Source organism: Serratia sp. JSRIV002 (assembly GCF_019968725.1).
Taxonomy (GTDB): Bacteria; Pseudomonadota; Gammaproteobacteria; order Enterobacterales; family Enterobacteriaceae; genus Chania; species Chania fonticola_B.
In genome coordinates this window covers 2453317-2476721 of sequence record NZ_CP074143.1, presented here as the reverse complement: position 1 = coordinate 2476721, position 23405 = coordinate 2453317, and the positions used below count along the sequence as shown (strand labels likewise).

Sequence of the window (23405 nt, the reverse complement as noted above, 5' to 3'; positions counted from 1 at the left end):
ATTCACTCCTCAAAATTATTCCACTTCCAGCTGCTTTAACCGCAGGCTGTCACCGCTCTCAACGCGCAGTTGGTGGCCGCCGCACTGAGGGCAACCTTCATCATGTTGTTCAATCTGCACGCTCATGCTGCAACTCCAGCACCAGGCGCGGGCCGGCTGGTAGTCCAGCAATAGCTGGCACCCCTCTGCCAGCGTATGGCGGGATGCCGAGGCGAAACTGAAACGCAGCGCGTGCTCTTCAATACAGGAGAGCGCCCCAATTTCCAGCCACACCGCCGTCACCCGTTTAGCTCCGTGCTGCCGAGCCTGCTGCTCTATCAATTCCATCGTGCTCAGGCACAGGCTGATTTCATGCATCTACGCCGTTCTCTGTGACAGACCAAATAGCGCCCTGCGCCCAGGATTACTGGGGATGTTGCCATCCACCACCGGTAGCGAAAGCGCCATCCGCGCGCTCTGTTGTGCCAACGCCAGCGCCTGCTCGGCCCCCAGATGGCGATCCAACGGAGACATCAGTGAACAGGCCAGGTATTGCCCGCAGCCCGCAATCTCACCGACGATAAACCTCACGCTGCCGCAAGGCAGATTCAGCGCCAGCTTGTCCCCTACCGCATAGGGTTGCCAAACCTGTTCTGGTCCGGGCAACACCAGCAGGCTAAGCATCCACGGCGTGAGAATGGTGCCAACCCACTGCTGTTCAAACAGTTGAAAACCACAGGCACGCACCGGGATTTGCGGTTGGAAAAACGGCAAATCCTGTATCTCACCGTCGGCGATCGCCTGAAAGGCGGTTTCCAACAGCGCGCTGGGGTTGAGCTGAAAACCGTTAGTCACAGTCTGCATTCGCCACCTCTTTTGGCTCCGCCACCACGCCGCTCTCTTGCAGCGAGAGCAACACCTGGACCAACGCTGGCTCAATCGCCTGGCTGACCACGGCGCTCAGACCAATTCCGGGCTCCAGCGACTCTGGCACCACGCCCACCAGGGTGAGCCGACGCGGAAACTCATCCGTCAGCCGCAGCGCCATCAGCACATCGGAAAGCCCCAGTTGATGGGGCGAAACCTTACGGGTAAACAGCGCCGGGATCTCTTCGTCATACAGCACGGCGACGCTGCCGGGTTTGGCACCGGTCAACACCGCATCCGCCACAATCAGATGATCGCGATCGGCCATCATTTCCATCAGTTCCATCCCCGAGGTGCCGCCGTCCAGCACTTCAACATGGGCAGGTAAGCGATAGCGCTGCTCAAGCGCTTCGACGATGCGCACGCCCACCGCTTCATCACCCAACAACAAATTACCTATGCCTAATACCAAGATTCTCATTACAACACCTTGACCCTGGTCACTTCATTGCCGGTGGTGTCTACAATATGTACCGCACAGGACATGCAAGGGTCGAACGAGTGGATAGTCCGCACCACCTCCAGCGGTTTGCTCGGATCGGCCACCGGCGTGCCAACCAGCGAACGTTCGTAAGGACCGGGCTCATCGTTAAAGTTGCGGGGTCCGGCGTTCCAGGTTGAGGGCACTACCGCCTGATAGTTGGCGATCTTGCCGTCCTTGATCACCACCCAGTGCGACAATGCACCGCGCGGAGCTTCGATAAAGCCCACGCCCCGGATCTCACCGGTCAATGGAATATTCGGTGGGATAAAGGTTTCATGGTCGCCGCTGCCGATATTGCTCACCAACGCCTGCCACTGCTGGCCCAGGGTTTCATGCAGCACGCAGGCATGCACCGTACGCCCTACAATGCGGCCCAGGGTCGACGGCAGTTGATCGGCGGTTAGCGCTTTGCCGGTCAGGGCCTGGTAGTGACTGTTGACCTTGGCAAAATATTTCTGGGTTGGTGGATGCTCGGCTTGCAGGGTACACATCAGCCACGCCAACGGCCCCATCTCTACCGCTTTGCCGTAGAAGGTTGGCGCTTTTACCCAGGAGTATTTGCCATCTTCCTGCCAGCCGGTGTAGTTAGGCCGGGTCAGCCCTTCCCACGGTGCCAGTGGTTCATCGTCCTGATACCAGGCGTGTTTACCGCTCTCCTGAATCCCCTTGATCAGATACTCATCGCGCTGGTTGGCGATCGGACGGAACTTGCCGTTCTCCAGATAGCCACCCGGCATCAGGAACTGGTCGCCTTTACGATCGATCGGCAGCTCCGGCACGCAGAGATAGCAGTCTGAGCCTTTGCCGAGGGTTAGCCACTCAGGGTAATGCGCCGCGATCACCGCGCTGTCCACCAGATAAACCTGCTCGATAAAGTCGCCCAGGCGATCGATAAAGGTTTTCAGGTACATCAGGCGCTCGAGGTTCAGCACGCTAGGCGCATCGAGGTTGATCGGGTTCGCCACCCCGCCCACCGCCAGGTTCTGAATGTGCGGCGTTTTACCGCCCAGTATTGCTACCACGCGGTTGGCATCACGCTGGCATTCCAGCGCCTGCAGATAGTGGGCAACGGCGATCAGGTTAATCTCCGGCGGTAACGCCATGGCCGGGTGCCCCCAGTAGCCATTGGCAAAGATGCCGAGCTGGCCGCTGGCGACCAGATCCTTGATCTTCTGCTGCACCCGGGTGAACTCGGCAGCGCTGTTCAACGGCCAGCTAGATAGGCCACTGAGCAAATCGGCAGCCTTCTGCGGATCGGCCTTCAGCGCAGAGGTCACGTCCACCCAGTCCAGCGCCGAGAGCTGATAGAAATGCACGATATGGTCGTGAATGCTGTGAGCGGCGGCAATGATATTGCGGATGTACTGGGCATTGACCGGGATCTCCATCCCCAGCGCATTTTCCACCGTCCGCACGGAGGCTAACGCGTGAATGGTGGTGCACACGCCGCAGATCCGTTGGACGATCATCCACGCGTCACGCGGGTCGTTACCTTGCAGGATCTCTTCCATTCCGCGCCACATGGTGCCTGAGGACCAGGCTTTAACCACCTTGCCGTCTTCGATTTCACAGTCGATGCGCAGGTGGCCCTCAATACGGGTGACGGGATCAATGGTGATGCGTTGGCTCATGCTCTACCTCTAACTGGTTGTTTTCATTCTTGTGTTGATGCGCAGGCAGCACCGGTAACAACCGGATCAACAGGATGTACGCACAAACTTCAATTGCCACAAAGCCGATGGAGATCAGCAGTTCGCTGGCCGTAGGGAAATAGTGGTAGCCATTGCCAGGGTCGTAGGCCAGCAACGCGTAATTCAGTCGCCAGAACGACGCCCCGCAGACCATGCTCAGCGCGCCGAGAAACAGCAGGCGTGAGTTGCGGCGGTTACGTTTCCAGCGGAACATCACCAGTGGCACCAGCATCAACAGCGTTTCCACCCAGAACGAGATGGCAAAGCGATCGAGATGCCACAGATAGTCCGTTTTGCCGCGCCAGATCAGTTCCCCAAAGCGCAGCACAATAAACAGCAGTAAGAACCCATCGATGATGTAGGTCATGCGGGCAAACAGCGGCGTTTCCTCCGGCCCTTTCCCCCGCAGCCCGGCCTGCACCAGCGAGCCTTCAAATATCACTATCGAGAAGCCCAGGATCCCCGCCGTCAACAGCGAGAACAGCGGCAGCATTTCGTAGCTTTGCCACAGCGGGTGGATTTTGATCCCCGCAGCAATCATCAGCGACCCCATGGAGGACTGGTGCATGGTTGGCAGCAATGCGCCAAGGGCGATCACCAGGAACATCACCTTGTTGAGCCGTTTGAGCGACACCTTCCAGCCCAACCGCTCCAGCAGCGCAGGGGCGAACTCCAGCGCCACAATACCCACGTAGATCGTCATACAGACCGCGGTTTCAAACAGCACCGACGAGGTGTTGAAATGACCGGGAATATAAAAGTAAGGCAGGTTCCAGTAACGGCCGACATCGATGGTGATCGACAGCCCGCCCAGCGAATAGCCGAACAGGCTGGCCAACAGCGCAGGCCGCACCAGCGGGTGATATTCCCCCCGGTTGAACACATACACCGCCCAGGCCAACGCCCAGCCGCCGCAGGCCAAACCGGTGCCCACCAGCAGATCGAACGCGATCCAGATCCCCCAGGGGTAGCCGCCGTTCAGATCGGAAACATCGCCCAACCCCAACACCAGACGTTTGAGGATCAGCAACAGGCACAGCACCACAAAAGGTGCCAGCATCATCACCGGCCAGCTCACCAGCCGCCCGCCGAGTGGCTGCGTTTTATGCGTCGTCATGTTTATCGTCCTTCTTGTCCTGACGCTCGTTTCGCTGGTTGCGCTGCACCAGGAAGGTGATCCCGGCCAGAGCGGCAAACGGCAACACCATGCCTTTGTACAGCGTGTGCTGGATATGCTCGGAACGCGCACCGGTTGACAACTCCTCTAGCGCTGGCAAACCGAGATCCTCGAAAGGCACACCGGTCAGCACTAGCACCTGCGTTCCGCCGCCCTCATGCTCGCCATACAGATGCGGTTGGTAATGCGGCAGCGGATGTTCGTAATGGTCGTTGCCCTGTAGGGTTTGGCGCGGGTAACGGTAATTCTCACCGGGCTTGCTGGCCAGACGCTGCTTGGCTTCGGCCATTAACTGCTCGCGGGTGCCAAAGATCACCGCCCCGGTTGGGCAAACCTCGACACAGCCTGGCAGCCCGCCCTGATCCAGCCGGGCCACGCCTTTCTGGTTACAGAGTTCGCATTTATGGATCTTGCCGAACGGGTTGTCGTAGTCGTATTTCGGCACGTTGAACGGGCAGCCCACCATGCAGTAGCGGCAGCCGGTACAGACATCCGGGTTGTAATGCACGATGCCGGTTTTGGCATCTTTATGCAGCGCCTGAACCGGGCAGACAGAAACGCAGTTGGGATCGACACAGTGCATGCACTGCTTTTTGATATAGGCGTAGCCGTTGTCCACCTGATCTTTGTGCTTGCCGTCTCCGCTGGTCCACACCTGAATAATGTTATTGGTGTAAGGGCTGAGCTTGTCGTTGTTCGACCAGGTCGCTTCGGTACCCGCGTAGGCATAGGTTTCGCCATGCGGTTCATCGGTATGGTTGATACGTTGGCATTTGCTGACACAGGCCTGGCAACCCACACACAAGGTCGAGTCATACAGCATGCCCAGCGAGTTGGGGATGGGCGGCTTGTTCTCCGGCCCGGCCTGCGCCGCAGGGGCAACCCCTGCCAGCATCGCGCCACCGCAGGTCAGTTTTAGAAAGTTACGTCGATTCACGGCTTACTCCTTGCTTGGCGGCTGCTCGTCGTCTTTACGCTGCGTTTTCTGCTGCCGCCCCAGCTCTTTCACCGCCATCAGGCTGACACCGGCAACCAGGCCGACCACGCCGCCAAGCAATCCCATCGCCGTTGGGCTGACGTGGCCCCCTTCCGGACTGAGCACCTCGGGTTTGGCGTTGCGGGGGGTAGGATTTTCGACGCTGGCCAACTGGGCGATCCCTTTGGTAAAGCCGATACCCTGTTCGTTGCAGCCGTAACAAGGGTGACCGATCCCGACCGGCCAGATGCCACCGCCCACGTCGCAGAACTCCAGCGTTGAGCAGTTGCCGTAGGTTTCTGGCCCCTTGCAGCCAAGGTGATACAGGCACCAGCCCTGCCGATGGCCGTCATCACCAAACTGTTTGGCGAAACGCCCGGCGTCAAAGTGCGGACGACGCTCGCAGTTTTCGTGGATCAGGCGGGCATAGGCGAACTCGGGGCGATTTTTCGCATCCAGCGCCGGTGGCCGTTGGTAGGTGATGATATGGGCCACCGTCGCCAGGAAGTTGTGCGGGTTGGGCGGGCAGCCGGGGATGTTGATCACGGTTTTGCCGGGTAAAATCTCCTGCAGGCTGACTGCGCCGGTCGGGTTAGGCCCGCTGGCCGCGACGCCGCCCCAGGCAGCACAGGAGCCGATGGCGATCACCGCAGCGGCATGTTCTGCCGCATTACGGATATGCTCAACAATTGGCTTACCGGCCACCATGCAGTAGACGCCGCCATCCTTCATCGGAATGGAGCCGTCGACCACCAGCACGTATTTCCCTTTGTATTGCTCAATCGCGCGGTGCTTGTTTTCTTCCGCCTGTTCACCGAATGCAGCAGAGAGGACTTCGTGGTATTCCATGGAAACCACGTCAAGCAACAGGTTCTCGATCGTTGGGTGAGTGGCCCGTAACAAGGACTCCGTACAGCCGGTACATTCCTGAGCCCCGATCCAGATAACCGGTGGCCGCTGTGGCGAACCTACCGAGTCGGCTATTTCGGCGGCGGCTTTGGTGCTGAGCCCCATGGTGGCGGCCAGTGCCGCACATAACTTCATAAAATCGCGGCGATTCACGCCATCCCGGAAAAATGCTTGATTTTCCCTTATCATTATTATCTATCCCCTGTTGATGACCGACATGCAAGCCCGTAAACACAGTATGCGGGTGGTTAATATATTGTTATTTTCTGGCTACCCTGAGTTGATCTTTATCAACCTTTGCTGAGGTAACAGTTAATATTTGCGTAACATGAGAAAAATCGCTTCAGCAAAAAATATTTTTCTTGCATATTTATCTGGCTGGATTTATTCGCGCACGTATTTAAATAACAATAACTCTCATTACCTTTTAAATTAAAAATCCTAATCCCGCTAAATAAGTCGCCAAGCAAACAACAAGAATAATAATGTATTCACATGCGTCGTTTTGTAACAATTAATATCCCCCCTGCTTCAGCATAAGTTTTACGACACAATCAAGCGTGATGAGTATAGGAAAGGCCGGAGCAGGAAAACACGTAATATGCCGTTTTAGTTTATAATTTTATTGCAGAATCATCAGCGGGGCCTAGCTTGGTAACGGTGTTGCGGGATGTCGACCTTTTACCGGGTTTTTCCTACTACTGCGACGGCCGGCGGGGATTGGTCATCATGCAATCCATCGTGAATTAGTCAATGAATGACTTTGCTAATCCCTCTGACTCGCGCGTGCCGGGGGGCTTATGTTGCACGAGGCCATAACAATATTGTATCGACGCTGGATTTAAATCACCAACCTCGCCTAATCCTGCCAACCAAATATGCTAAAGATTGAGTCCTTGGACTGAACATAGCGCTTGCTGTTTTGAAAAAAAAAGCAACCCACCCGTTTTATTCGCTTGCGAAAAGCTAAAACTTGACCTCAAGCAAACTTCATCTGCCCCGCGCACGAGTATACTTATTAAGAGGTAATCTAATTATCAAGCTGAGAGATAACTTTGCATAGCTAATATTACCAATGCAACTTCATTAATGTAGACGGCTTTATTCGCTACAGGTTAGCACTTTTAATATATCACACCACGGTTGCCTGGCTTAAAACGTCTTGCCAAGAGACATCATGGGTTAATAGCAAACCAGACATCAGGCGTTATCGGCAGCGAAATAGGCCAGCACAGGGAGCACTATCATGAACGATAACCACAACCCGGACCTGCTTCATCACCCGTTCAGCCGCCGTAAGCTAATCAAAACCGGCTCGGCTACCGGCTGTTTACTGGCCGCCACTTCGGGGCTGGTGCTGCCCTTCCGTAAAACCGCTGCCGCCGAGCCGTTGCCAAATGCCCAACAGCCGGAAGACAAGGTGGTCTGGAGTTCTTGCACCGTAAACTGCGGCAGCCGCTGTGCGCTGCGCCTGCACGTGCGGGATGACGAAGTTTACTGGGTGGAAACCGACAACACCGGCAACGACCAATATGGCAACCATCAGGTGCGGGCCTGCCTGCGCGGGCGCTCTATCCGCCGCCGTATGAACCATCCGGACCGGCTGAAATACCCAATGAAACGCGTCGGTAAACGCGGTGAAGGCAAGTTCAAACGCATCAGTTGGGAAGAAGCGCTGGATACCATCAGCGGCCAGTTGAAGCACACCCTGGCGCAATACGGTAATGAAGCGGTGCACGTGCTGTACGGTACCGGGGTCGACGGCGGCAATATCACCAACTCCAACGTGCCTTATCGCCTGATGAACTCCTGTGGCGGCTTCCTCAGCCGCTATGGCAGCTACAGCACCGCGCAGATCACCGCCGCCATGCCCTATCTGTACGGTGCACAGCAGGGCAACAGCCCGGATGATATCGCCAACAGCAAGCTGGTGGTGCTGTTTGGCAATAACCCGGCGGAAACCCGCATGAGCGGTGGCGGTGTGACCTACTATCTCGAGCAAGCCAGAGCACTCTCTAACGCCAAGATGATTGTCATCGATCCGCGCTATACCGATACCGCCGGTGGCCGTGAAGATCAATGGGTGCCGATCCGCCCAGGCACCGATGCTGCGTTGGTTGCGGGCATCGCACACGTGTTGATCAGCGAAAACCTGGTGGACCAGCCGTTCCTGGATAAATACTGCGTAGGCTATGATGAAACCACCCTACCCAGCAGCGCGCCAAAAAACGGCCATTACAAAGCCTATATCCTCGGCCAGGGTGACGATGGTATCGCCAAAACGCCAGAGTGGGCGGCTCGTATCACCGGGATACCGGCCAACACCATTATCCAACTGGCGCGCGAAATCGGCATGACCAAACCGGCCTATATCTGCCAGGGCTGGGGGCCACAGCGTCACGCCAACGGTGAACAAACCGCCAGGGCCATTGCCATGTTACCGATCCTGACCGGTAACGTCGGTATCAACGGCGGTAATACCGGCTGCCGCGAAGGCAGCTTCGATCTGGGCGTCGAATGGTTCGACATGCTGACCAACCCGGTACAAACCAAGATTTCAGTGTTTACCTGGACCGACGCCATCCTGCGCGGCCCGGAAATGACCGCCAAGCGTGACGGCATCCGTGGCAAAGACAAGCTGGACGTGCCGATCAAGTTTATCTGGTGCTACGCCAGTAATACGCTGATCAACCAGCATGGCGATATCAGCCGTACCCACCAGATCCTGCAAGACGACAGCAAGTGTGAAATGATCGTCGGCATCGAACACTTTATGACGTCGTCGGCCAAATACTGCGACATCCTGCTGCCCGATCTGATGCCAACCGAGCAGGAAGACCTGATCTCTCATGAGTCCGCAGGCAATATGGGCTACGTGATCCTGGGCCAGCCCGCCACCACGCGCAAGTTTGAACGCCGCCCGATTTACGAGATCCTTTCCGAGGTGGCCAAACGGGTTGGGCCACAGGCCGAAGCGACCTTCACCGAGGGACGCAACCAACAGCAGTGGATTGAATACCTGTGCGAGAAAACCCGCGAGCGCAACCCGGAGATGCCAAGCTATCAAGAGATGAAAACCGCCGGTATTTATAAGCGCAAATGCCCGGAAGAGCACGTGGTGGCCTTCAAGGAGTTCAGAGAAGATCCGCAGGCCAACCCGCTGAAAACGCCATCGGGCAAGATTGAAATTTATTCCGAACGTCTGGCGGAAATCGCTGCTACCTGGGAGTTGGCGCCAGAAGATGTGATCCACCCGTTACCTGTCTATGCCGCCGGCTTTGAAGGTTGGGAAGATCCGCTGAGCAGCCAATATCCGCTGCAATTGTTTGGTTATCACTACAAGGCCAGAACCCACTCCAGCTACGGTAACATTGACGTGTTGCAGCAGGCTTGCCCGCAGGAGGTGTGGATCAACACGCTGGATGCGCAGGCGCGCGGCATCAACAACGGCGATCGGGTGAAGGTCTTTAACGGCCGGGGCGAAACGCAGATCCAGGCGAAGGTAACGCCACGCATTATGCCCGGCGTCACGGCAATGGGCCAAGGTGCCTGGCTGGCGGCGGATATGTTTGGCGATAAGGTCGATCACGGCGGCAGCGTGAATATTCTGACCCACCATCGTCCTTCCCCGCTGGCCAAGGGCAACCCGCAACACACCAATCTGGTGCAGATTGTGAAGCTGTAGGTGATTTGGGGCTGGCTGAACTCGGCCAACCCCTTCAATACCGTTGTGGCTACATGACGATGCTGTGGCAAGGCTATGCATCGGTCAACCCGGCAGCGCCCCATCTAAGTTATCTGACATTGCGCAGCCATCAGCCACAGGCGGCGCTTATTGACGTAGGAGATTTTGACGATCGGTAACCAATAACCGATATGCATGTCTGCCGGGACAACGGTGGTCTGCGTATTCAACTGCGGCGCGGAGAATTAATGCTGACGGTGGAGGTGAGCGACGGTAGCAACTCGCTACCGTACTGGCATACAACGCAAGGTGCGGTATGACTGCGATTTAACCATCAAAACCACGACAAGATTGGCCCCAAACTGATATAGCTAGTATCAACTTGATAATCTTATGCTTATCAATATGATAAATTATCATCGCACAGCGTCTTTGCCATACCGACCTTGGTGCGGCCTCCCCCTCTTAGACCACCAAATACTCTCCCCTTACGCCATAAACCAGATTCACTTCACAAATCCCACATCCGGCTGATTTCTCAAGCCATTATGGCCTGTAAGTTGCTGCTGTTGGCTATCGCGACTTTTTCTCTCACCGAGGAGAGCAGGATGCCTGTAGGAACCTCGCCCGAACGCGTCGATGCGCAAGCCAAAGTCACCGGCCGGGCACGTTATACCGACGATATGACCATGCCGGGTATGCGTCATGCCAAATATGTTCGTAGCCCGATTGCCCATGGTCTGGTTACGCGTATCGACACCAGCAAAGCCCTGCAACTGCCAGGGGTGGAAGCCATATTCACTTATCAGGATGTGCCGCAGCATGGTTTTCCGACTGCCGGCCACGCCTGGTCGCTGGATGCCAATAAGCGTGACGTAGCGGATAAACAGTTGCTGACCCAGCATGTACGCCATCACGGCGATGGCGTGGCGATCGTTGTCGCCTGCGACGCGTTAACGGCAGAGAAAGCCGCCATGCTGGTTGAAGTGGAATATCAGGAACTGCCAGCGATGACCACAGCAAAAACCGCGCTGGCAGCCGATGCGCCGCTGTTACACGGTGGCAAAAGCAATCTGCTGAAACAGCACCAGCTCAGCGGCGGCGATCCCGTGGCGGCATTGGCTGCGTCAGAGGTCGTGATCGAAGGCAACTACAGCACACAGGTAGTGCAACATTGTCATCTGGAAGGGGTGATTTCCTACGCTTACATGGACGAGATGGATCGCATCGTGATCGTCTCAAGCACCCAAATTCCCCATCTGGTACGCCGTGTGGTAGGCCAGGCGCTAGATCGGCCATGGTCGTCCATCCGGGTGATCAAGCCCTATATCGGGGGTGGGTTCGGCAATAAGCAGGACGTCTTGGAAGAGCCGATGGCCGCATTCCTGACCTGGAAACTCGGCGGCGTGCCGGTCAAGGTTGAACTGAGCCGCGAAGAGTGCTTTTTGGCATCTCGTACCCGTCACTCGTTCTCCATCAGCGGTAAGATGGGCATTAACCGCGACGGTATCCTGCAAACCTATAGCCTGGATGTGCTCTCCAATACCGGAGGGTATGCATCTCACGGCCACTCCATTGCCTCCGCCGGGGCCAATAAAATCGCCTATTTGTATCCGCGTATCGCCTTCGGCTACCAAGCCACCACCTTTTATTCCAACCTGCCGAACGCCGGTGCCATGCGCGGCTACGGTGCACCTCAGGTGACCTTTGCCCTGGAATGCATGATTGACGAAGCCGCCGCCCAACTGGGGATGGATCCGCTGGAACTGCGGCACAAAAACGTCGCCCGCCAGGGGGATGTCAATCCGCTCAATCACAAGGAGATCAAGAGCGCCGGGATTATCGAGTGCCTGCAAAAAGGCCGGGAACTGTTTGAGTGGGATGCCCGTCGTGCCGCCTGCCTGAACCAAAGTGGCCCCATCCGCCGCGGCGTTGGCGTGGCTTGCCTGAGCTATGCGTCCAATACCTATCCAGTTGGCGTCGAGATTGCCAGCGCCCGGCTGTTACTGAACCAGGATGGCACCGTCCATCTGCAAGTCGGCGCGACGGAAATTGGCCAGGGATCGGATACCGTGTTTGCACAAATGGCGGCGCAAACCATCGGCGTGCCCTTCTCTTCCCTCTACGTTATCTCCACCCAAGACACCGATATTACCGCCTACGATCCCGGTGCCTTCGCCTCGCGGCAAAGCTATGTTGCAGCCCCTGCCATCCGCCAGGCCGCTACAGAGTTGCGCGCCAAGATCCTGACCCATGCAGCCTTTATGTGCAGCCAACCCGAATGGGCGTTGGATGTGATCAACGGCGAGGTGGTGCTAAAGGAGATGCCGGAAAAAGTGTTGTGCTCGGTGCAAGAAGTTTCCATGAGCGCCCATTACGATCAGGAGGTCGGTGGGCAGATTATGGCCGAGGTGTCCTGCAAAACCCGCAGCAATCCGCCCGCCTTTGGCTGTACCTTTGTTGACCTCACCGTCGATATTGAGCTGTGTAAGATCATCATCAACAAGATCATTAACCTGCACGATTCCGGCCAGATCCTTAACCCACTGCTGGCCGAGGGCCAGGTGCATGGCGGCATGGGGATGGGCATCGGCTGGACGCTGTTCGAAGAGATGATCATCGACGAGCAAAGCGGCATCGTGCGCAATAACAATCTACTGGATTACAAGTTCCCTACCATTCTCGATCTGCCAGAGTTGGACTGTGCGTTTGTCGAAACCTATGAGCCGCAATCTGCCTATGGGCACAAGGCGCTGGGTGAGCCGCCGCTGATCTCTCCCGCCCCGGCGATCCGCAACGCCATCTGGATGGCAACCGGCGTGAAGATAGATGAGTTACCACTAACGCCCAAAACGCTCTATCGCTATTTTTCGCAAGCGGGCCTGATCGAGTAACTGGAGAAAGTTATGTACGATATTGCGCACTATTATCGGGCGACCTGCATAGACGATGCCGTGCGGCAATTAGCCGCCGATCCGCAGGCCCGGTTGATTGCTGGAGGTACCGACGTGCTGATCCAGCTCCATCATATGAACGGCAAATATCGCCATCTGGTGGATATTCACGGCCTGAACGAGCTGAACGGTATCGAGCTGCTGCCGGATGGCACGCTGCGCATCGGCAGTGGCACCACCTTTAGCCAGATTATCGATTCACCGTTGGTGCAACGCCATATCCCGATCCTGGCAGAGGCAGCCGCGACGATTGCCGGGCCACAGGTGCGGAATATGGCCACGCTGGGCGGGAATATCTGCAACGGTGCCACCAGTGCCGATTCCGCCTCACCCTGTGTGGTGATGGAAGCCGAGCTGGAAATCGCTACCCCCACAGGGCTACGCCGCACGCCGATCCAAGGTTTCCACACCGGTCCAGGCAAAGTCGCGTTAGGGCAAAATGAGGTCGCCGTAGCGTTGCTGTTTAGGCCACAGCACTATCAGCACTTTGGTGCCAGCTATTACAAATACGCCATGCGTGGTGCGATGGATATTGCCACCATCGGCTGCGCGGCGGCCTGCAAAATTGAAAATGGCCACTTTAGCGCGGTGAAAATCGCCTTTGGCGTAGCGGCCCCAACACCAATCCGTGCCCCAAATGCCGAGGCCGCAGCTCTGGGTCAGCCATTCAATGCGCAAACGCTCGCCGCCGTGCGTGAGGCGGTCATACGTGACGTGCTGCCACGTTCATCCTGGCGTGCCAGTAAAGAGTTCCGTATGCAAATCATCCGTACGCTGGCAGAGCGCGTGCTGGCCCAGGCGGCCCAACGTGCTGGAGGAGAGTTATCATGTTGATCAATTGCACCATCAATGGCCGCCCCTATCAGTTCGAGGTCGATCCCCGCCTGTCGCTGATGGAGTTACTGCGCCAGCAAGGGCTTAACAGCGTCAAACAAGGGTGCAGCGTGGGCGAGTGTGGTGCCTGTACCGTACTGATCGACGATGTCGCTACGGACACCTGTATTTATCTGGCGCTCTGGGCCGATGGCAAAACCATCCGCACCACCGAGGGCGAGGTGAAACAGGGCAAACTGTCTGCCGTACAGCAGGCTTATGTGAATGTGGGGGCGGTGCAGTGTGGTTTTTGTACGCCGGGACTGGTGATGACCAGTACCTCGATGGTGGAACGTTTTCGCGGCCACCGCCTTACCGAGCAGGAGATCCGCCGCGGCCTGGCTGGTAATTTATGCCGCTGCACCGGCTATACCTCGATCGTCAAGGCAGTGGAGCAGGCGCAGCAGCTGGATGAGGAGATACCGCGTTGAGAAACGCTGGTAAACGCTAGTGGCGGATTTGCGCCAGCTCTTCTTCTGAAAGACCGGTCAGCTGTATGACCATAGCGTGATCGAAGCCCTTAGCCAGCATGGAGAGCGCTATCTTCAAGATGGCTTCTCGCCCTTCCTTTCGCCCTTCCTCAATACCTTTCTCTATACCTTTCTCTATACCTTTATCGAAACCTTTCTGCTCGAGATATTCTGCAATAGTCATCAATTCCTCCTCATGCTGCGGCGCGCGTCTGGCCAATTCACGGAGCAGTCTCTCCGGTTTGGTCGTACTCCCCATCTGCAGCATATAGTTAATCAACGATATCAGTTGTTCTTTAGTAGTGTATCCGGCCAACAATAATGTGACCAGTCGTTCCTGTAGTTCGAACAGATCGCGATGGCGCACATGTTTTTGTAACAGCTCCAGAATGGCCATACGGCGGTGTTGCATGATCTCATCGTCGGGAATGACGGTAACGTCAACTAAAGGAAAATGTCCCGCGTAAAGTTGCCTAGCCAATTCTGGGTCACTGAACTCCTCAAGCCAACTCATCGAATACGGGTAAGGTGTGATCTGCCCGTGGTAAAAGAGCATCGGAATAACTAATGGTAGCCGATCGTGACCCGCCTGAAGATGGCGTTGCATTGCGGCAATGGCATAACGTACCAAACGGAATGCCATATGCTTGTCGGGCGAACTTTGGTGCTCAATCAGAGCATAGACATAGCCGTCATCCTTACCGGTTTTCAGCGAGTAAAGCACATCGGAGTAATAAGCACGCAGGTCGCGCTCGATAAAACTACCTGGCTCTAGCTTTAACGTATTCAGATCGCAACTTTGCCGCAAATCTGGCGGCAAATGCATTTCCAGAAAGTCGCGGGCGGTGGCGGGATGGGTGAGGAACTGCTTAAAAACCGCATCATGTGGAGTGGGGGTAGGCTTTTTCATGTCGGTCATCCTGGACAAAACATGAGCAAAACCTACTACAAGCTGAACGTGGTTAAAATTACCTACGTGCAACCTCTGGAGTCAACTCGCAAAACGAGGTTGAACGCTGATAGTGGGCGCAGCATGCAGCGCCCCTACCTTTAGCATCGAGTGCAAGTTGGTCAGCAATCTGCTCGGTTACCCCATCAAATCGCCCAGCCGCCAGCATAGAATGCCACTAGCGCCACTGCGATTATCACCGTACCAATATTCAGCTTGCGCCACTCGTTAGAGAACACGCGGCCAATCACCAGCGTGCTGAAGCCTAGCATAATGCCGGTGACAATGTTACAGGTCAGCACGATAAATACCGCGCACACCAGGCCAGACATGGCATCGACAAAGTCGTCAAAGTCCAGCTTGGCCACGTTGCTCAGCATCAGCAGGCCCACATACATCAGCGCCGGTGCCGTCGCATAGCCGGGGACCAGATAAGACAGCGGTGACAAGAACAGGATCAGCAAGAACAGTACGCCCACCACCGCCGCCGTCATGCCGGTTTTACCGCCAGCAGCCGTTCCCGCAGCAGACTCGATATACACCGCAGCCGGTGAGGCCCCAACCAACGCAGAGAACATGCTGCTCATGGAGTCGGCGGTTAATGCCCGGCCACCGTTGATAATCTGCCCATCCTTGTCCAGCAGGTTAGCCTGCCCGGCGACCGCCCGGATGGTGCCCGTGGCGTCAAAAACAGCAGTCATTACTAATGCCAATACGCTGGGCAGTATCGCCGGATTCAACGCCCCTTTGATATCCAGGCTGAAAATCAGCGAGCTACCGTCCGGCCCGGTGAGGCTGGGCAACGCAAACAGCCCCTGATATTTCACATTAGGGTCAAAAATTAGACCGATAACGGAAATACCGATGATCACCAATAAGATCCCGCCCGGCACACGTAATTTCTCCAGCCCGAGGATCATCGCCAGGCCGAGCAGCGACATCATCACCGGGAAAGACACAAACGACCCCAGCGCCACTGGCAAGCCGTCCAGCGGGTTCTTGATCACCATGCCGACGCCGTTGGCAGCGATCAGCAGCAGGAACAGGCCGATACCAATCCCGGTGCCATGCGCGATGCCCATCGGTAGGTTACGCAGGATCCATGAGCGCACCCCGGTTACCGAAATGGCGGTGAATATCAGCCCCATCAGGAAGATCGCCCCCAGGGCAACGGGGATGCTGATATGCTGGCCAAGCACCAGGCTGAAAGCGGTAAACGCCGTCAATGAGATGGCGCAGCCAATAGCCATCGGCAAGTTAGCCCACAGGCCCATCACCAGTGACCCCACACCGGCAACCAGGCAGGTAGCGACAAACACCGCCGCAGGAGGGAAGCCCGCCTTGCCCAACATGCCGGGCACCACGATCACCGAATAGACCATCGCCAAAAAGGTGGTCAACCCTGCCAATACTTCCTGCCGTACGCTGCTACCCCGCTCGCTAATCTTGAAATAGCTGTCTAGCGAGCTGGCCGCTTTTTCTGTCGTCGCCTGCGATAAATTATTAGACATATCAATGGCCTCTGAAAGTTTACACTCACCTACCCTGCGGGCTTGACGTTACGGCACTCGCTGGGGGTAACGCCAATCCTGGCAAATTGCAGTGCGGTGGTTTTAAGTACGTTCATACACCAGCCGGCCATCGACATAGGTGCGATAGATCGACCGGTCATCCCCTAGCGTCATCATGACAAACAGCTTATCCATCAAGGTTTTTGAGTTGTCGTAGCGCAACTGTTGCAGCGGCGTGGCCGTCGGCTCCAGCACCACAAAGTCTGCCTCTTTCCCCAGGTTGAAGTTACCAATGGTGTCCGCCAGCCCCAGGGCATCGGCCCCGCCCAACGTCGCCAGATAAAACGCCTCATACGCTGAGAGCCGGTAGCCCTGCAGCTGCATGATTTTGTATGCCTCGTTCAACGTTTGCAGCATGTTGAAGGTGGTGCCCGCGCCGATGTCGGTGCCCATTCCCACCCGCACCTTTTTCCGCCAGGCGTTGGGCAAATTAAACAGGCCGCTGCCGAGATACAGGTTGGAGGTCGGGCAAAAGGCGATGGAGGATTGGGTTTGGTGCAGACAATCCCACTCGGCGTCTTCCAGATGCACACAGTGGGCAAATACGCTTTTTCTGCCGGTCATGCCGTAGTGATGGTAAACATCGAGATAACTTTTGCGCTCTGGGAACAAGGCTTTCACCCAAGCCACTTCATCCTTGTTTTCCGACAGGTGGGTATGCAGGTAAACATCCGGGTATTCCTGGCGCAGGCGTTGCACCATCTCCAGTTGTGCCGGTGAGGAGGTTGGCGCAAAACGCGGGGTGATGGCGTATAACAGGCGGCCATTGTTATGCCAGCGCTCAATCAGCGCCTTGGTTTGGCTATAGCTGCTTTCTGGAGTATCCAGTAGGTAATCGGGCGCGTTGCGATCCATCATCACCTTACCGGCGATCATCCGCATATTGATATGGCGCGCCGACTCAAACAGCGCCTCTACCGATTCGGGATGCACGGTGCCGAACACCAGCGCGGTGGTGGTGCCATTACGCAGCAGCTGCTTGATGAAAAACGCCGACATCTCGCGGGCGTATTCCAGATCGTTATAGCGCTTCTCCGCCGGGAAGGTGTGCTTGTTCAGCCAGTCCAGCAGTTGTTCGCCATAGGCTCCTACCATTTCACACTGCGGATAGTGAATATGGGTGTCGACAAACCCTGGCACGATCATTTTACCGCTGTAGTCGCGTACCCGGATGCTGTCGGGGATCTGGTGGTGCCCCTCTTCCCAGTCGCCAAACCACTCCACTCGCCCATCACGAATGATCAGTAGCCCGTCTTTAATAAAGCGCAGATGGCCCTCGATTTCTTCCGGATGCTGTACGGTGCGGGTGATATCGAGAAAACTGCCCCGCACGGCCTTGATTGATTGTTCTCGCTCCATACTGAAATTCCTTGTCGCCATAAAACGGATGTTGCCAGGCGGGCGCCGCATACAGCGCCCCTAAGTAACCTTTGTCAGCAATCTCAATCGGTGTTTTTTTCCGCTGTAACCACCTCGAACTCGGCCTCCTCGGCGTCAGGTTTTTCACGCGGGTTTTGCGGTATCAGCAAATTGAGGAAAATAGCCGTGAGTCCTCCGGCACAGATCGGGTTTTCCACCAGTACATAAATCGACTCGGGCAAAATACGAAACACTTCCGGATCGTAAGAGACGCCAAGGCCCAGCCCCAGCGAGGTGGCAACGATGATGGTTTCGCGACGGTTTAAACCGTCAGAGATAATGATGCGTATCCCGGCGATGGCGATCATCGAGAACATCAGTGTCATGGCGCCCCCCAGCACTGGTGCGGGGATAGTGGTAAAGAAGCGGCCAATGACGGGAAACAGCCCCAGCACCACCAGGATCACGGCGATATATTTGCCGATATGGCGCGAGGCGACGCCGGTCATCTGGATCACGCCGTTATTCTGGGAAAATGTCGTCAGTGGCAACGAGCCCAGCATGGCGGCAATCACCGAGACCAGCCCATCGGCCAGCACTCCACCGCTCAGGCGTGCGGTATATTCATCCCCCTTGATGGGCTGCTCGGACACTATTGCGGTAGCGGTGATACTGCCGACCGCCTCCAACACGCTGAGCAGATAGATGATGCCAGCTACCAGGAAGGCATGCAGATCGAAAGAGAAACCGTATTTAAAGGGAACGGGAACGGTCATTACCGGCAGGTTTTGCATCACCGAGAAATCCACCATGCCCAGGCACAAGGCCACGACATACCCGACAATCAAGCCGATGGCGATGCCCCCCATGCGTAATAATGCGTTCTGGCAACAGTTAAACCCGATCACCACCAGCAACACCAACAGGCCGATACCGATATTTTCGTAGTTGCCAAAGGTGCCGCTGCTTTTCGCTGAATAACCGCCGCCAAAATCGATAATGCCCACCTTGATCAGGCTCAGGCCAATCATCAGCACCACAATGCCGCTCACGGTGGGCGTGATCACCCGTTTCAGATAGGGCAAAATAAACGAGGAGCCCACCACCAGGAATGCACCAACAAAAGAGATGCCCAGCAGCGTGGACATGATCGCTTCCACATGCAGGCCATCGGCTTTCATCGTGCTACCCAAGGCGATCATCACCGTCACAAAGGAAAAGTTGACCGATTGAATGGACAATAATCCGGAGCCTACGCGGCCATAGCGATTCACCTGCAACCAGGTGCCAATCCCTGAGGCTATCATTGCCATCGATACCAGATAGGCCGTGACGTCCGGCGGCAACCCCAGCGCGGTGCCGACGATCAGTGCAGGTGCCACCATCGGCACAAAAATAGCCAGTAAATGGGTGATTGCCCCCACGATGCATTGGTCGAAAGGTGGTTTATCTTCCACCCGATAAATAAGGTCGTTATTTGAAGTAGGCATATCAGACATCTCTTTACTCCATTCCAGTAAATTTGATCATCTGATTCAATAAGCTCCACGCCCTGCACTTTCGCCATGTTGATCCCACGGGCTAGCCTGAGCGATGAGCTCATATATGGCGGCAATAACAGATTAGCCTTTGGCTAATATATTGAATCGTTTATACCCGCCGCCGGTTTAACTCGGCAGGTATAGCGGGATAATGACCGTAATTGGCCACTATCCCGGTACGACTTATTACAGAGTCTACGCTGACAGCTTATTTAACCCCCTCAAAATCTTCTCAGGGGTGAAATGCCATTCGCGCAGCCAAACGCCACAGGCATCGTGGATCGCCATAGCGATGGCCGGGGCCGCTCCGTTGACGCCAATCTCGGAGATCGACTTGGCCCCATATGGCCCCACCCGATCGTCGCTGGGCACCAGGAACGCCTGGAAATCCAGCGGGATATCGCCAATCTTCGGTGCGCCATAGCTTTGCAGATCTCGGGTGATCGGCGATCCTTGGCTGTCATAGATAATCTCTTCCGTCATGCTGTGGCCGATGGCGCGCATTGAAGCCCCGTAGATCTGCCCCAGCGCCAGTTCCGGGTTAACCGGGGTGCCGCAATCGAGCAAGGCATAAAACTTGTCCAACCGGATCTCCCCGCTGCGCACATTGACCGCCACTTCGGCAAAGTTGGCGCCAAACGGGAAGGCAAAGTCAGAGGAGATATAGCTGGCGGTGGCCACGAGAGTGCCAAAACCGGTGCCCGTTTCTGCCTTATGGGCAATCTGGGCGAACGTCACTTCGCCCTGTTTACCGCGCACCACGCCTGGAACCACCAGCGTGACGTCGCTTTCTGGCTCACCCAGCATCTGCGCGCCGTGGAACAGGATTTTCTTCCTGAGATTTTCCGCCGCATTCTTCGCCGCATTGCCGGAGAAGCAGGTACCGGAAGAGGCGTAGGCCCCTTTATCAAACAGGGCATGGTCGGTATCGCCGGAGATCACATGTACGTCTGCGAACGGGCAGCACAACACTTCCGCCGCCAGTTTGCCCACGACCGTATCCAGCCCGGTACCGATATCTGCCCCGCCGGAATGCACGATAAAGGTGCCATCCGACTCCAGCTTGATCATGCAGTTGGCCTGATCGATATCCGGAATACCGGATTTTTGCATGATAATCGCCACGCCACGGCCAATCTGCCAGTCTCCCTGACTGACTTTCGGTGAGCTCCACTGGATCAGCTCACGCCCTTTGCGCAAAATCGGCTCCAGCGCACAGCTGGCGGCACTTGGCACCGAAGTCGGCATTTTTCCTTCGCCAATCGCCCCGAGGATTTTCAACTCTTGCCCTTCAACTACCCGATTACGCTCGATGATTTCCAGCGGATCCATCTGCAGTTTTTCCGCCATTTCCGCCAGGATCATGGTCAGGGCGAAGTTGCCTTTTGGCGCACCGTAACCCTGATAAGCCCCGTTTGGGCAGATGTTGCTGTAATAGGTGGTCACCTGGAAATTGACGTTATCGCAGGGATAAAGCGGCAGCGACAGCGCCGGGCCGTTGCTGGGCACCGTCAGCGCATGGTTGCCATAAGGGCCGGTATTGGCCAGGAAGTTCATATCGATTGCCGTCAGGCGGCCATCTTTTTTCGCGCCAATCTTCACCCGCACCTTGGCCACGTGGCGTGAGGTGTTGCTGATGAACTCTTCTTCGCGGGTATAGTGGAAATAAACCGCACGGCCGGTCACGCAGGTTGCCCAGGCACACACTTCTTCCAACAGGATATCCTGCTTGGAGCCAAAACCGCCGCCGACCCGCTCTTTGATCACGTGCACTTTATGCTGCTTGAGCCCGACGATCCTGGCGACCTGGCGGCGCAGGTGCCAAGGCACCTGGGTTGACGCGTGGATCACCAGCCGATCGCCGTCCATGTAGGTGTAACAGACGTGCATTTCCGCCGGGCACTGCTGCACCTGTTTGGATTCGTAGGTGCGCTCCAGCACCACATCCGCCTCGGCAAAACCTTGATCCACGTTGCCAATGCGTCCATGTACCGCGGCGGCAATATTGCTGTGGGGTTTGGCACCAATCGGGAAATTGATCGTCACATGCTCGGTGCCACGCTCTGCGCTACCCTGGTTCTGCTCGGCCAGGTCCTCCGGTGCGCCGTGGACGTAAACAATCGGCTCGTCGTGTACCAGCGGTGCCCCTTCCGCCATCGCCTCATCGATCGACATCACCGGTTTAAGCACTTGATATTCGACATCGATCAACGCCAGCGCGGCCAACGCAATCTCTTCGCTCTCGGCCACAACCGCCGCCACCCGGTCACCCACGTGGCGCAGCTTTTGGCCAAACATCCGACGATCTAGAGGTGAAGGTTCTGGCGCGCTCTGCCCACCGGGGGTGTAATAGATATCCGGGCAATTGCGATAGGTGATCACATGCACCACCCCTGGCAACGCTTCGGCTTTGCTGACGTCCAGATGTGTGATCAAGGCATGAGGATGCGGGCTGCGCAGCATCTTGATGATGCAGGCATTGCGGGCCACGCGGTCTTCCACATAACAAGGCTTGGCCTGTACCATTTTCGCCGCGTCCACCTTAGGACACAGCTTACCGACCACGTTCAGATCGCTGCGGAATTCGGGAGCCGCGAGCGACTGGAATTCAGGATCGTTACGGCGAGCCACCGCCAGCGCTACGACCTGATAGAACTGCTGATAACCGGCATCACGGCTGAACAAGCCTGACAGCGCATCGTCTATTTGCGCGCGCGTTGGTTCCTCAATGCGGGCCAACAGATCCGTCAGGATCAGCGCCGCCGCCGCATCGTTATAGCCGGACTGGACGATCCCCACGTCCACCATTGCCTGTTGCACCAGGCTGAGCTGGTTCCAGCTCCCCAGCGCTTCGGCCGTGGTCACCGCGCCATTATCCAACTGGGCGGCGATCAGCAACGAGGCGTTGACCACCACACCGTTGAGCAGGATCGCGTCCGAACCGGCAAAGCCGAAGCCGTCATCGCTATTGCGGACCGAATGCATTCCCAACGTAAACAGCAGTTGCTGGACGTTTTCGCCGGGTTGGCACTGCATCTCCTGCGGGATGCCGTTAAGCGTAAAGCGAATATTCATCATGCTTTCTCCCCTGATGCCTGGCAAGCCGCCAACAGGTCTGCCACCACCACACCGGTGATATAGCGCTTATAGGCGCGGCTGCCACAGATGTCGTCTGGCGGAGATATCATCTGCGCCACTGCCTGCTCCAATGCCGGGCCACTCAGACCACTGTTCTCTGCATCTCGCAGGCGGCCAGGAGCCATCACACCGCTCAGGGCGATACGAATTTTCGCCTGCGCATCGCGGGATACCGCCGCAGTCACCACCGGCAACCCCGCCGCTGAACGGGCAATTTTACGGGTAGCGCAGGTACGGTAAGGCTCCGGCAGTATCACCGCCAGCAGTAATTCACTGCCGCCGCACAGCGGATAGTCTTCCAGCGCCATCGTCTTGCCGCTGCCCACCACCACCTGGGCACTCAATGCCAGCAGCACCGGCAGCAGCACCGAATCTTTCGTTGCCGAAACGACTTCACCACCCAGCGTGGCCTGATTGCGAATATGGCGGGAATAGACAAAACCCAGCGCCTCACGCAGGGCCTGCGGGATAAGCTGGGTATCCATTAAACGCTGTAAGGTAATGGTGGCACCGATATGCAATGCCCCCTGCTGCCAGCTCACCTGATCCAGCCCCAGCTGCGACAGCCCGATGGCAATCTTTTGCCGTGTTTTAGTGGGTGTGGCGTTTAGTTTGCTGCCGCCAGCGAAATAGACGGCATCCTGCTGGTACTGGCGTTTTAGCTCTAGCGCCTGCTGTACCGATCCTGGCCGATAGAATTGCTCAATCATGTTGCACCCTCA

18 protein-coding genes are annotated in these 23405 nt (G+C 56.6%); 5 read left to right on the top strand and 13 right to left on the bottom strand.

Annotated features, from left to right (window positions below; translation table 11 throughout):
- Positions 1-15: 15 nt before the first annotated feature.
- Genes hypA through hybO form a run of 7 tightly spaced genes read right to left on the bottom strand, consistent with a single transcriptional unit; the run spans position 16 to position 6332 of the window.
- A complete protein-coding gene (gene hypA / locus KGP26_RS11490) occupies positions 16-357 on the bottom strand; it encodes a hydrogenase maturation nickel metallochaperone HypA (protein WP_021804778.1) in 342 nt (113 codons plus the stop codon).
- Entirely contained in the window at positions 358-843 is a 486-nt protein-coding gene (gene hybE, locus KGP26_RS11485; protein ID WP_223665452.1) for a hydrogenase-2 assembly chaperone, read from the bottom strand.
- On the bottom strand, positions 827-1327 hold the full coding sequence (locus KGP26_RS11480) for a HyaD/HybD family hydrogenase maturation endopeptidase (protein WP_059200481.1): 501 nt from the start codon (positions 1325-1327) through the stop codon (positions 827-829). Before KGP26_RS11480 ends, hybE begins: the two co-directional genes overlap by 17 nt.
- A complete protein-coding gene (gene hybC, locus KGP26_RS11475) occupies positions 1327-3021 on the bottom strand; it encodes a hydrogenase 2 large subunit (RefSeq protein WP_059200480.1) in 1695 nt (564 codons plus the stop codon). Before hybC ends, KGP26_RS11480 begins: the two co-directional genes overlap by 1 nt.
- A complete protein-coding gene (hybB, locus tag KGP26_RS11470) occupies positions 2999-4198 on the bottom strand; it encodes a Ni/Fe-hydrogenase cytochrome b subunit (protein ID WP_021804782.1) in 1200 nt (399 codons plus the stop codon). The genes hybC and hybB overlap by 23 nt, the downstream gene beginning before the upstream one ends.
- Positions 4185-5195, bottom strand: coding sequence for a hydrogenase 2 operon protein HybA (gene hybA / locus KGP26_RS11465; protein ID WP_094982313.1), 1011 nt, complete (start codon positions 5193-5195; stop codon positions 4185-4187). Before hybA ends, hybB begins: the two co-directional genes overlap by 14 nt.
- Positions 5196-5198: 3 nt before the next feature.
- A complete protein-coding gene (gene hybO / locus KGP26_RS11460; RefSeq protein ID WP_209554621.1) occupies positions 5199-6332 on the bottom strand; it encodes a hydrogenase 2 small subunit in 1134 nt (377 codons plus the stop codon).
- Between the two features lie 1057 nt (positions 6333-7389).
- On the opposite strand from hybO, the gene ynfF reads away from it, so the two are divergent.
- The 5 genes from ynfF to xdhC all read left to right on the top strand — a co-directional run bounded on the left by ynfF (position 7390) and on the right by xdhC (position 14086).
- Entirely contained in the window at positions 7390-9828 is a 2439-nt protein-coding gene (ynfF, locus tag KGP26_RS11455) for a selenate/tellurate reductase subunit YnfF (RefSeq protein ID WP_218519479.1), read from the top strand.
- A gap of 53 nt (positions 9829-9881) precedes the next feature.
- Entirely contained in the window at positions 9882-10007 is a 126-nt protein-coding gene (locus tag KGP26_RS30300) for a hypothetical protein (protein ID WP_256461569.1), read from the top strand.
- A gap of 429 nt (positions 10008-10436) precedes the next feature.
- Entirely contained in the window at positions 10437-12722 is a 2286-nt protein-coding gene (gene xdhA / locus KGP26_RS11450; protein WP_223665451.1) for a xanthine dehydrogenase molybdenum-binding subunit XdhA, read from the top strand.
- Positions 12723-12734: 12 nt separating this feature from the next.
- Entirely contained in the window at positions 12735-13616 is an 882-nt protein-coding gene (gene xdhB / locus KGP26_RS11445) for a xanthine dehydrogenase FAD-binding subunit XdhB (RefSeq protein WP_218519481.1), read from the top strand.
- Entirely contained in the window at positions 13610-14086 is a 477-nt protein-coding gene (xdhC, locus tag KGP26_RS11440; protein ID WP_021804789.1) for a xanthine dehydrogenase iron sulfur-binding subunit XdhC, read from the top strand. Before xdhB ends, xdhC begins: the two co-directional genes overlap by 7 nt.
- A 16-nt stretch (positions 14087-14102) precedes the next feature.
- Here the strand turns inward: xdhC and KGP26_RS11435 are convergent, their stop codons facing one another.
- From KGP26_RS11435 to ygfM, 6 genes are all read right to left on the bottom strand, one after another.
- A complete protein-coding gene (locus KGP26_RS11435) occupies positions 14103-15044 on the bottom strand; it encodes an Rpn family recombination-promoting nuclease/putative transposase (RefSeq protein WP_371822691.1) in 942 nt (313 codons plus the stop codon).
- Positions 15045-15220: 176 nt separating this feature from the next.
- Positions 15221-16585, bottom strand: a complete 1365-nt coding sequence (locus KGP26_RS11430) for an NCS2 family permease (protein WP_223665450.1) — start codon at positions 16583-16585, stop codon at positions 15221-15223.
- A 102-nt stretch (positions 16586-16687) separates the two neighbouring features.
- A complete protein-coding gene (gene guaD, locus KGP26_RS11425; protein ID WP_223665449.1) occupies positions 16688-18004 on the bottom strand; it encodes a guanine deaminase in 1317 nt (438 codons plus the stop codon).
- A gap of 83 nt (positions 18005-18087) precedes the next feature.
- Complete coding sequence (locus KGP26_RS11420; RefSeq protein WP_021804795.1) at positions 18088-19503, bottom strand: nucleobase:cation symporter-2 family protein; 1416 nt, start codon at positions 19501-19503, stop codon at positions 18088-18090.
- A gap of 237 nt (positions 19504-19740) precedes the next feature.
- Positions 19741-22620: a molybdopterin-dependent oxidoreductase Mo/Fe-S-binding subunit gene (locus KGP26_RS11415; protein WP_223665647.1), complete on the bottom strand. Its 2880-nt coding sequence runs from the start codon at positions 22618-22620 to the stop codon at positions 19741-19743.
- On the bottom strand, positions 22620-23393 hold the full coding sequence (gene ygfM, locus KGP26_RS11410) for a molybdopterin-dependent oxidoreductase FAD-binding subunit (RefSeq protein ID WP_223499255.1): 774 nt from the start codon (positions 23391-23393) through the stop codon (positions 22620-22622). Before ygfM ends, KGP26_RS11415 begins: the two co-directional genes overlap by 1 nt.
- Positions 23394-23405 lie beyond the last annotated feature (12 nt).